The following is a 12362-nucleotide window of genomic DNA, read 5'->3' as shown; positions in this document are numbered from 1 at the left end:
ATTTGATATTAAAGTATATAAAACATAAAAATATAAGAAAAAAATATAAAACTTGAGAGGAAGGAAAACCTTATGAAGATTAGTTCTATGTTTACACCTATAAAAATTGGTTCAATGACAGTTCCAAACCGTTTCGTAGTTCCTCCTATGGGAAATAATTTTGCAAACACAGATGGTACTTTAAGTGAAACTTCTAAGGCTTATTATCTTGAACGTGCTTTAGGTGGTTTTGGATTAATAACTATAGAATCTAGTGTTGTGGATAAGAAAGCTAAAGGAGGACCTCGTAAACCTTGTTTGTATGATGATAGTACAATAGATAGTTTCAAAAATGTAATAGATGCCTGTCATAATGCTGGTTCAAAAGTATCTATACAATTACAACATGCTGGTTCTGAGGGAAATGAAAAAATTGCAGGGTATCCTTTAAAAGCTGCTTCTGCAATACCTGCATCAAATGGGCGTAATACACCATTAGCAATAACAACTGAAGAAATATATGAACTTATAGAATCTTATGGAGATGCAGCATTACGTGCAAAAAAAGCTGGTGTGGATGCTGTTGAAGTTCACTGTGCTCATGGATATTTAGTTAGTAGTTTTATATCACCAAGAACAAATAAGCGTGTAGATGAATTTGGTGGATGTTTTGAAAATAGAATGAGATTACCTCGTCTTATAATTGAAAATATACGTAAAAAGGTAGGAAATTCTATAGCAATACTATGTCGTATAAATAGTACAGATGATATTTTGGGTGGAATTGATGTACATGATAGCTCAGTAATTGCAGCCTATCTAGAGGATTGTGGAGTGGATGGACTTCATGTTTCACGTAGTATACATATACATGATGAATATATGTGGGCTCCTACAGTTCTTCATGCTGGATTTAGTGCAGATTTAGTTACAGAAATAAAAAAATCTGTGAGTATACCAGTAATAACTGTTGGTCGTTATACAGAGCCACAATTTGCTGAATTGATGGTTCGTCAAGGCAGATGTGATTTAGTGGCATTTGGTAGACAAAGTTTAGCTGACCCAGGCATGCCTAACAAAGCTAAAAATGGTAAGTTAGATGAAATGATACCATGTATTGCATGTCTACAAGGTTGTGTACCAAATATGTTCCAAGGTAAGCCTATAGCTTGTCTTGCAAATCCGATATTAGGTCATGAAGCTGAACTTAAACCAGCTGAAACTACAAAAGAAGTTCTTGTTGTTGGTGGCGGTGTTGGAGGTATGCTTGCAGCATGGGTATGTGCTGAGAGAGGGCATAAGGTAACTCTAGTTGAAAAATCTGAAATGCTTGGTGGGCAAATGCGTTTAGCTGCATATCCTCCAGGTAAAGGAGATATTACTAATTTAGTTCGTAGTTATATTTCAAAATGTAATCAATATGGTGTAAAAATATACACTAATACAGAAGTTACAGTAGAGTTTATAAAAGAAAAATCACCTGATGTAGTTATTGTAGCTACTGGTGCAACTCCACTTGTACTTCCTATACCAGGAATTAATGAATCAGGATTAATACATGCAGTTGATCTTCTTGATGGAAAAGAATCTTGTGGAAAGAAAGTTCTTGTTGTTGGTGGTGGAATGGTTGGTTGTGAAGTGGCAGCCTTCCTTGGTGAACAAGAACATGATGTTACTGTTATTGAATTAAGAGAACAAGTTGGTGCAGATGTAATTTCTGAACATCGTAAATTCCTTATGGATGATTTTGAAAGTTACAATATACATACTGTTACTGGTGCTAAAGTTGCTAAGTTCTATAACGATGGAGTTGACTATTCACTTGCAGATGGAACAGAAGATAATTTAAAAGGATTTGATTCAGTAGTGCTTGCTATGGGTTCTCGTAATTATGACCCATTAAGTGAAGAAGTAAAGAAATTTGTTACTGAAACTTATGTTGTTGGTGATGCAGTAAAGGCTCGTAGAGCATTGGATGCAACAAAAGAAGCTTTTGAAGTAGCATTAAATATATAGTTGAAATTAAATAGATATTTCTTTGCAAATAATTAAATAGATTATTTGCAAAGAAATTGATGATATTGGGAGGATATAATAATTATGGAAATTTCAGGTAGAACAGGGTTATTCGCATTAATAGGTACACCAGTGGGGCATTCTAAATCACCAATAATGTATAATTATAGTTTTGAAAAATTAGATTTAGATTATAGATACTTAGCTTTTGATATTACTGTGGACAAGGTAAAAAATGCACTTTCAGCTATAAAGACGTTCAACATAAAAGGAGCAAATGTAACAATGCCATGTAAAACTGCTGTTACAGAATATATGGATGAACTTTCTCCAGCAGCTCGTATAATTGGAGCATGTAATACAATTGTAAATGAAGATGGAAAGTTAATTGGACATATAACAGATGGTGTGGGTTACGTTCGTAATCTAAAAGAAAATGGAGTAGAAGTAAAGGGTAAAAAACTTACGATTATGGGTGCTGGTGGTGCGGCAACTGCTATACAAGTACAATGTGCACTAGATGGAGCAAGAGAAATATCTATTTTCAATGCTAAGGATGATTTTTATAAAAGAGCGGAGCAAACAATTGAAAATATAAAGAAAGAAGTACCAGAATGTATTGTTAATTTATATGATTTAGCGGATACAGAAAAACTTTATGAAGAGGTATTATCAAGTGATATTTTGACAAATGCAACTCTTATTGGGATGAAACCTCATGATAATGAAACTAATATAAAAGATATAAGTGTACTTAGAAAAGAATTAGTAGTAACAGATGTTGTTTATAATCCAAAGAAAACAAAAATGATTGAAGATGCTGAGGCTAATGGTTGTAAAGCTATTGGTGGATTAGGAATGTTATTATATCAAGGAGCTGAGGCTTTTAATCTATACACTGGATTGGAAATGCCTGTAGAAGAAATTAAAGAATTATACTTTAAATAGACGAAAAAATAATACTTTAATAATGTAGAATATATATGTATCTCAATGTTTTGATATTACTTTACAAAATATTTTGATATTATTTTACAAATTGTCATAGTGGGTTTTGTATTGATGGTCTAGTTAAATGTAAAAGTTTAACTATTCTTTAAACCCATTGTGGGAATAAGTTTATTGTATATAAAAATGTTAAGAAATTAACGAGAATAGGAGAATAACTATGAATAATAAAAAATACTATCCTACTGCCATAGCATTGTATTTTTCATATTTTTTACTTGGTATTGGAATTTCAATCTTAGGACAATATAAACCAGAATTTGCATCAATGTGGGGAGCTAAGACACTATCAGATGGAACACTTGATGTGAGTATTGTTTTAGCTGTTATTGCTGCGTTAGGATTAGGTAGACTTATATCATATCCATTTGCAGGCCCTATTTCAGATAAATATGGGAGAAAGGTAAGTGGGCTTATAGGTAATTTTCTACATGCCATTTTCTTTATTGGAATTGTATTTTCACCAAACTTTTATATAGCTTATATATTTGCAATAATTGGAGGCGCAGCAAACTCATTTTTAGATACTTGTGTAACACCTTCTTGTATGGAGATATTTGCTAGTTTAGGAACAATAGCAAATATGTTTACTAAATTCACAATAGCTTTAGCGCAATTTTTACTTCCTTTTATAATTGGATTTGTTGCAGCAAATTCAATATCATTCAAAGTTATTTTTATAGTAACAGCTGTTCTTATTATTATAGATGCAATTTTAATAGCTGTATTGCCATTTCCTCCAGCTAACAATGTTATTGATAATAATGGAAAGGCTGTTAAGTCAGAAAAAATGAAGTTTACACCAACGAGTATAGCTCTTGTTTGTATTGGATTTACATGTACATCTACATTTGTACTATGGTTAAATTGTAATCAAGAATTAGGTAAATTATATGGTATGGCCGACCCTACAAAAATTCAATCTTTTTATTCAATGGGAGTAATCTGTGCAGTATTAATAACTTCTGTACTTATAAAAAAATATGTTAAACCAATAAGAATACTTGTTATCTATCCTGTAATAGCTTCAATTATGTTATTAATTGTGTATTTTGTTCAGACTCCAACTATTTGTATGGTAGGAGGGTTTGTAATAGGTTATTCGGCAGCAGGTGGTGTGCTTCAATTGACTACATCGACAGCAAATGAAATGTTTCCAACTAATAAAGGAAAAATAACATCTATAGTTATGATTGCGTCTAGTATAGCTAACTATGTTATTTTAAATATAGCTGGATTTATTACAAAGTCTGGTGGAGTAAATGGTCCAAAATACGTTGTACTATTTAATGTAGCTATAACGTTTGTTGGAATTTTACTTGCATTGTTTGTAAACATGAGATATGAAAAAGAAAAAGTAAATGATTATAATATGTAACATGAGTATAATATATTTGTAAGTATTTTTAATTTTAACATGCCTGAAAGAAGAGGTGTCACAATGGAAAATATAGAAAAAATAAGAGAAAAAATAGATTTATATGATGACGAGCTGATTGATTTACTTGAGAAAAGAATGGAATGTATAAAATGTATTATTGATATTAAAAAGGAAAAAGGTCTTCCCATTTTACAACCAGACTATGAAAATAAAAAAGAAGTAGCATTGATTGAGAAGCTAAAAGGTCATAAGTTTGAAAATGAAATTATAGATATTTTTAGATATGTAGTAAAAAATAGTAAGAAAATACAGGCTAAAAATTTATTCTCTTATAATATAATGCTTGTTGGATTTATGGGGGTCGGAAAAAGTACTGTATCATCATACTTGAGTCATCTATTAGAGATGGAGCAAGTAGAAACAGATGCATATATAGTTGAACATCAAGGAATGAGTATTTCGGAAATATTTGAAAAACGAGGAGAAGAATATTTTAGAAATCTTGAAAGTCAAGCATTAATAAGTTTCCAACAAAGAGAAGGACTTGTTGTTTCCTGTGGGGGAGGAATCGTACTTAGAGATAAAAATGTAGAATATATGAAAAAAAGTGGAAGAATTGTTTTATTAACAGCAAGCCCAGAAACTATTCTTCAACGTGTTAAACATAGTGATGAAAGACCAATACTTAATAATAATATGAATGTTGAATTTATTTCTGATTTGATGAAAAGACGAGAAGCAAAATATATTGCATCAGCAGATATTATTGTAAGTACAGATAATAAAACAATAAAAGAAATTTGTGAAGAGTTAGTCGTAAAGTTAACGGAGCTTGATAAATAAATTCTAACTTAGCAAAATCATTGCTAAGCCATGAATCTTTAATGTTTGCATAATTAGTATTACTGGAAATCTTAATTTCTAGTAATACTTTTTTATGTGTGAAAATGTAAATTCATTAAAATAAGTAGTATAATCAATATAAATTATAATAATGTAAAGGAGGATAATTTTATGGGGAATATTTTTAAGCAATTACAAGGTATTAACGATTATGATGGAGATAAAGAATCATTTGAAATGAATTATTTATGTATATACGAAAAGATACCCTTAAGAGAACAAGTAGAACTTGCAAATAATTTGGTAGAGAATATTTTAAATATTTATAGAAGTGAATCTAATAAAATCGACTTGTTAGAGGAGTATAGTCACAAGTCTTTAATTTGTTATTTTGAAATTTTTATGAAAAAGATAAATACTCTAATAAAAGAGAAAATAATTGATGAAAAGTGGCTATATTGGCTAACAAAGGATTTAATATATACAAGTGAAAAAGATGAGTATGTAAAGCTTGGGCTTGTTTTAAGCGAAAATTATTTAGATGTAGACAATATAAGAGAAGTAGTAGATACATTTTCTAAATCTGGAGAATACATATTTTATTTAAGTAATACTATCAGAAAGCTTGAATTTTACAATACATATTTGTTTAATCTATCTAGAATATCTACAGGTTCAATAAAAGTATTTGCTATTGTGAATATGGAAAATTTGGATTCTAAAATAACCTCATATTTAATCGAGGAAGGATATAAAGATAAAAAATATGAAAGATTACTAATGAACTATATTATTTCTACAGTAGATTTAAGCGAATATCTTGAAAGACGAGATTTAGATGAAGATAAGATAAACAACTTAGCACATCTTATATGCAATTATTTGTTAAGTGTAGAATTTAAATATATAGGGAATAAAGTAGAATTAGTGAATCAATTTCTGCCAATTGTAGCAAGCTATGGTACTAGCTTTGATAGTCTGTATTCTATTTTTTTAATAGCAGTAGGTGTTTTACAAGATGATAAAGTAACTTGTGATAAAGTTGAATTTAAGAAAGAAATGAATAATGTTTTACTTAGTGAAAAGTGGAAAAGTATATTCTTTAAAGCCTTAAATGAAGCCGATGGAAAGACAGAAGATATGATAAAAATGTCACAAATTTATGATGTAAATTTATCTTTTGATGATTTATTACCATATTTAAATAAAGATATTCGAGATTTTGAGGTGTATTGGCATATATCTAAAAAGGGAAGTGCAAATTGTAAGTTGAAGTTGTTAGGATTTTTTGAAAAAACATTTACAATAGAAGAGTTAATTGGAAAAATGGAAGACATAGAAAAAAATAAATTAACACAAGAATATTATGATGATATGTTATTTTTTATTGTCCTTAAAGGTAGTAAATCACTGTACCCTGAAGGAAAGAATCTGTCTTTAAAAGGAGTTTTTGGAAATATAAATGAAGTACGTAGAGAATCTATAAATATTCTGAAGAGGTATAGAGAGAGACTTTCTCTTAAAGAAATGCAAATAGTTAAAGAAGCTTATGAAAAAGAAAAAAATATCAAATTAAAAGATGAGTTAAGACGATTATTATATGAAAGTAATAATTTAAAAAAAGAATTTGTAAATACTAAAAAGCTGAAGGTAAATGAACATGGTAAAGATATTTATTTGATTTCAGTAGCTGTTGCTGGCTCAAGGTTTAGAAATAGAGAATATCTGGAAAAAGAACTGGAGAAGAGTAAGATATACTATCTAAACAGAGAGAAAGATAATTTATATGATGAAAATGCTATCAAAATAGTTGGAGAAACTGGATATGTAATAGGTTATGTTCCAAGAAAAGATAATTATATTTTGAGTAATTTATTAGATGGAGGAAAACTTTTGTATTGTAGAGTAACTGAATATAATTTAGATGAAGATTATATTTATGTAAACATATATTTGAGTTATAAAGATGTAATTGAAACTGTTGAAAATTCTCTTAAAATGGTATTAGATAGAAGTAAGGTAAACATTGTAAACTAAATAATGTCACGAATTATTTAAAACTTAAACTATAATTAATGTATTTGATGTTATTTGGTTGAAATATGGAAAAATTTAAAATACAATTAACATATAAATGAATTTAATTTAAAATTTGCAAAAGTTATTTTAATTTAAGAGGAAATAAATTTAAGTAAGTTTTATAAGTGAGTCAATGAATAGTAAATATTAAAAAAATTATGCTTATACTGTTTGCTTACTAAAAATAGGGGGAGGACTTATGAAAATACAAAAAAAAATATTTATTATTCTCATATTGGTTTCAATAATTCCTTCAGTGATTATTTCTGGAATTTGTATAAATAAATTTACTAAAAATGCAAATAAGTTATTACAAGATAATCTTAAAACAGCTACAGTAATGCAGGCAAAACGATTAGAGAGTTTTTTTAGCCAAAGAGAAACTGTATTAAAATCTATTTCTCAGCTTTCAACAGTTCAAGAGTATTTATCTGATAAAAATAATGGTGTTATAAATGAAGAGTTAAAACAAGAAAATAAAGATATAAATGGTATATTAAGTAGCACTAATAATAAAGAAAAGTACTTATTGCAAATGTCACTTGTGGATAAAAATGATTTAGTAATTGCATCAAGTAATGAAAATATTGTTAATCAAAAATCCTTAATATCAGGTTCAAGATTTAAGTATTTACCAGAAGACAACTTGATAATTTCAAACATAAATACAAATAATTCCAACATAAATAGGAAAAGTTTTGTATTAGGATATCCACTTTGGAGTAATAATGAATATCAAGGATTTATATCATTTACTATAGATTTAGACTATATTAATATTATGCTTAATAATACACTTTCTTATGAAACAGGAAAAATACTTGTAATTAATTCGTTAGGAAATATTGTAGTTAATGATAGTGAATATAAATATGAAAATATAAAAGATAAAGGAACTCTTTTTGACGACTGGAAAATGAGACATTTAAAAAGTAATTCAGAAGGATTCATAAATTATTATGAAGATAATGCTAAAAATATCGGGTATTATTCTGGAATATCAGATACTGGATGGTTTATATTAAGCAGTGTAGAAGAGTCTGAGGTGATGGCTCCAATCAATAAAGCAATATTTATTTTGTTATTTTGTATGGTCTTAATTATATTTTTTATATGTTTAATTTCAGTATATGTAAAGAATCAATTTTTAAATCCTATGGGTAAATTAATTGAAAGTATAGAAAAAATAAGAGATGGAGATACAAGTATAAGATTCAATAATGATAAAAATAATGAATATACTGAAATTGCTACTGCTTTTAATAATTTAATTGATACAATGGTAAATAACTCTGAAGAACTTAAAAGAATAAATGATGACCTAGAAGTGTTGACTGCAAATATTCCTGGAGGAGTATACAAGTATAGTTGTGATGGAAATTACATATTTAGCTTTATAAATGAAGGATATCAAAAATTGTTAGGATATACAAAAGAAGAGTTTGAATCATTTTTCGATAATAAATTGTTAAATATTATATATGAAGGTGACCGTGAACTGGTTAAAAATGTACTAGAAAAACAATTAAAAAATAGCAATATACTTGAAGTTGAATATAGAGTTGTACGTTCCGATGGAGAAATACTTTGGTTATTAGATAAAGGTCAAATAGTAAAGGATAAATATGGTAAGCCTTGGGTTTATTGTGTTGTAATTGATATTACATCAAGCAAGTCGGCTCAAGAGCAATTGGATATAAGCGAAGAGTGCTATAGAATTGTTATGGACCAAGAAAATAATATTGTTTTTGAATGGAACTTAAATACAGATACAGTAAATATTTCTGACAATTGGGAAAAGAAGTTTGGATACAAACCAGTTAGAAGTAATTTAATTGAAGGCATATTGAAAAATGAAATCATATATAAAGATGATATACAAAAGTATTTAGACCTTTTTACAAATGCAATAAAAGGTGATAATCCATATCATGAAAAAGAACTTAGATTTAGAAAAGGAAAAGATAAATATATTTGGTGTAAAGTGAGATTATCTAGTATTATTGATAAGTATAGTCAGTGTACACGTGTTATCGGTGTTGTTGTAGATATAGATAAAGAAAAGCGAAAAAATGAAGAACTTAAAAATAGAGCTCAAAGGGATTTGCTTACAGGGTTGTATAATAAAATAACAGCAGAGGATTTAGTTAGAGAATATATAGAAAATGAAGGAAAGAACCTTAAGAGTGCATTATTTATAATAGATATTGATGATTTTAAAGGAATTAATGATAATTTAGGGCACTTATTTGGAGATGCAGTTTTAAATGATATATCATCTAAATTTGTAAATATATTTAGAGAAGATGATATTATTGGGCGTATAGGTGGAGATGAATTCTTAATTTTTTTAAAGGATTTACCTTCAGAAAAAGTATTAAAGAAAAAGGCAGATGAATTAATAAATCTATTTAGACGTTCATTTACAGGAAAAAATAAAGATTATAAGATTTCTGGAAGTATAGGGATAGCTATTTATCCTGATAATGGTGAAAATTTCAAGGAGCTTTTTAGATGTGCAGACAATGCACTTTATTTTGCAAAGGGTAAAGGCAAAGATTGCTATTGTATATATGAAAATAATAGCAAAATTATGGACAATGAATTAATAAAAACCAAAACTTTTAATTCTGTATTAGGTGGAGAAGAAAATATTGATGAAGCATACAAAACTAAGTCAACATTTAGACAGAATTTTTCTGAATATATATTTAGAATTTTATATGAGTCTAAAGATGTTGATACAGCAGTAAATTTTATATTAGAATTAGTTGGTAAAACTTATGATGTAAGTCGTGCATATATATTTGAAAACTCAGATGATAATCTTTACTGTAGCAATACATTTGAATGGTGCAATGATGGTATTGACCCAGAGATAAGTAATCTTAAAAAAGTATCATATAGTTTATTTGATGATTATAAACAAAATTTTAATGATAGAGGAATTTTTTACTGTAAAGATATATCTTCGCTTGATGATGGGTTATATAAAATTCTGAAAGTACAAGGGATAGTATCTATGTTACAATGTGCAATCTTAGATGAGGGAGAATTTAGTGGATATGTAGGTTTTGACGAATGTAATGGGAATAGATTTTGGACAAAAGAGGAAATAGAATCCTTGACATTTATATCAGAAATATTAAGTATATTCTTAATTAAAAAGCGTAAAGAAGATAAATTAATAAAATCTTATAAAACTATAAAAGCAGTTATGGATAATTTGAATTCATGGACTTATGTGATAAACAAGAATACATATGAGCTTCTATTTATAAACCAAAAGACATTGAGTATAGCTCCAAACACAGAGATAAATCAATTGTGTTATAAGGCATTTTGGAATAGAGATAAGCCATGTGAAGTTTGTCCAATGAAGGAACTTAGCGAGGAAAAAAATTTTTGTACAATTGAATTGTATAATGATAATCTTAATGTTTGGACTAGTGCTAATGCTTCATATATTGAATGGAATGAAGAAAAAAGTGCATGCCTAATGTGCTGTAATGATATAACAAAATATAAGGAAAATGAATCTAAATCTGAACCTATTTATTAGTGACATATTTATAGTATAAGACGATTACTATTATTTTTATTTTAATAAAATATAGCATAAAAAAACCAATTGTTTTGCAAGTAGACTATTTAAGTTTACTTGAACTTGTATCTCTACAAAACAATTGGTTTTTATGCTATTTTATAATTTTAAATTTAGAAGGAATTTTAACTTCTGATTTTTCTTTTATTTTAGAAGCTTGTTTTTTAACTGTTTCCAATAACTCAGATTCATTTACAACCAATACTTTTCTTTCTTTCATAAGCCATTTTCCATCACAAATTGTAGAATCTACATTTTCGCTAGTCATAGAATACACTATGTTTCCAATTGGATTATGCATTGGTAAGCAATGAATTGTATCTGGATTAAGAATAATCATATCTGCTTTTTTGCCAACTTCAAGACTACCAATTTCTTTTTCAAGCAAAGCACATTTTGCTCCATTTATAGTAGCCATTTCTAATATTTGTTCAGCTGGAATAACTGTTGGATTTAAAGTTCTTCCTTTATGTATTAATGAAGTTAGATACATATCCCTCATTAAATCCATTCTATTATTTGAAGGTGCACCATCAGTACCAATTGAGACTGGAATTCCTTTTTCTAGCATTTCAGGAATTGATGCAAAACCTAGTACTACTTTCATAGCTGCACTAGGGTTATGAGAAACTTTTACATCATGTAATCTGAATAAATCAATTTCTTTATGAGTAAGCCAAACTGTATGAGCAGCTAAAAGGTTTGGACCCAAAACGCCTAACTTATCAAGATATTCAACTGTTCCGACTCCAGTATTTTGTTTTACAAATGAAATTTCATCAGCTATTTCAGCTACATGCATGTGTATACCTGTGTTGTATTTGTCAGCTAATTGTTTAGTTCTAACAAGTAAATCTTCAGTTGTATTAAAAATAGTTCTTAAAGCAAACCATATTTTAATTCTTTCATTAGATGTATTATTAAACTTATGGAATAAGTCTAATTGAGTGTTGATTTCTTCATCAGTAGTTTTTTGCCATGCTTCAGGAAGACCATCACCTGTATCCATAACTGACTTAGCTAGACATGCTCTAACTCCAGTCTTATCAACAGCTTCAACCATAGCATCGACATATTGACCACCAGATTCTAAAAATGTAGTAACACCAGATTTTATTAGTTCCACGCAACATGCAGTAGATGAAATTAAAGAATCTTCGTAATTAAAGCTACTTTCATATGGCCAGATTCTTTCTCTAAGCCATGTTAAAAGCACAACATCATCAGAAAGACCACGACCTAATTGTTGAGATAAGTGAACATGTGTATTGACTAACCCTGGCATTAATATTTTTCCATTAGCATCGTATATTTCAGCATCTTTATCTACAATATTATTATCAAATTTACCAACTTTTTTTATAATATTGTCTTCAATAAGTATAGTAGTAGCAACAGTAATATCTATTATATGTGGATTTGTAGAATTACCAACAGCAATAATCTCAACAC

Annotated in this window: 7 protein-coding genes; 6 read left to right on the top strand and 1 reads right to left on the bottom strand. The window is 28.4% G+C overall.

The window, feature by feature from the left end:
* Positions 1 to 72 precede the first annotated feature (72 nt).
* From KGF50_RS11325 to KGF50_RS11300, 6 genes are all read left to right on the top strand, one after another.
* Positions 73 to 1995 carry an FAD-dependent oxidoreductase gene (locus KGF50_RS11325; RefSeq protein WP_227848143.1) on the top strand — a complete coding sequence of 641 codons (1923 nt, stop codon included), beginning with the start codon at positions 73 to 75 and terminating at the stop codon, positions 1993 to 1995.
* 84 nt (positions 1996 to 2079) lie between these two features.
* The gene (gene aroE / locus KGF50_RS11320) at positions 2080 to 2943 is read left to right on the top strand and encodes a shikimate dehydrogenase (RefSeq protein WP_227848142.1); all 864 of its coding nucleotides are present in this window, start codon (positions 2080 to 2082) and stop codon (positions 2941 to 2943) included.
* A 220-nt stretch (positions 2944 to 3163) separates the two neighbouring features.
* Complete coding sequence (locus KGF50_RS11315; protein WP_227848141.1) at positions 3164 to 4381, top strand: MFS transporter; 1218 nt, start codon at positions 3164 to 3166, stop codon at positions 4379 to 4381.
* 63 nt (positions 4382 to 4444) lie between these two features.
* Positions 4445 to 5227 carry a shikimate kinase gene (locus KGF50_RS11310; protein WP_227848140.1) on the top strand — a complete coding sequence of 261 codons (783 nt, stop codon included), beginning with the start codon at positions 4445 to 4447 and terminating at the stop codon, positions 5225 to 5227.
* A 171-nt stretch (positions 5228 to 5398) separates the two neighbouring features.
* The gene (locus KGF50_RS11305; protein WP_227848139.1) at positions 5399 to 7264 is read left to right on the top strand and encodes an HIRAN domain-containing protein; all 1866 of its coding nucleotides are present in this window, start codon (positions 5399 to 5401) and stop codon (positions 7262 to 7264) included.
* A gap of 241 nt (positions 7265 to 7505) precedes the next feature.
* Positions 7506 to 10868, top strand: coding sequence for a diguanylate cyclase domain-containing protein (locus tag KGF50_RS11300; protein ID WP_227848138.1), 3363 nt, complete (start codon positions 7506 to 7508; stop codon positions 10866 to 10868).
* A 136-nt stretch (positions 10869 to 11004) separates the two neighbouring features.
* On the opposite strand, the gene KGF50_RS11295 is transcribed toward KGF50_RS11300, so the two are convergent.
* The gene (locus KGF50_RS11295; protein ID WP_227848153.1) at positions 11005 to 12354 is read right to left on the bottom strand and encodes an amidohydrolase; all 1350 of its coding nucleotides are present in this window, start codon (positions 12352 to 12354) and stop codon (positions 11005 to 11007) included.
* Between the last annotated feature and the right edge of the window lie 8 nt (positions 12355 to 12362).

The sequence above is a fragment of the Clostridioides sp. ZZV15-6598 genome, assembly GCF_020657705.1.
GTDB lineage: Bacteria > Bacillota > Clostridia > Peptostreptococcales > Peptostreptococcaceae > Clostridioides > Clostridioides difficile_F.
This window is presented reverse-complemented; position numbering and strand designations above follow the sequence as displayed.

Coding starts and splice junctions, on each gene's coding strand:
- KGF50_RS11325 (WP_227848143.1), top strand. CDS start 73: ATGAAGATTAGTTCTATGTTTACACCTATAAAAATTGGTTCAATGACA.
- aroE (WP_227848142.1), top strand. CDS start 2,080: ATGGAAATTTCAGGTAGAACAGGGTTATTCGCATTAATAGGTACACCA.
- KGF50_RS11315 (WP_227848141.1), top strand. CDS start 3,164: ATGAATAATAAAAAATACTATCCTACTGCCATAGCATTGTATTTTTCA.
- KGF50_RS11310 (WP_227848140.1), top strand. CDS start 4,445: ATGGAAAATATAGAAAAAATAAGAGAAAAAATAGATTTATATGATGAC.
- KGF50_RS11305 (WP_227848139.1), top strand. CDS start 5,399: ATGGGGAATATTTTTAAGCAATTACAAGGTATTAACGATTATGATGGA.
- KGF50_RS11300 (WP_227848138.1), top strand. CDS start 7,506: ATGAAAATACAAAAAAAAATATTTATTATTCTCATATTGGTTTCAATA.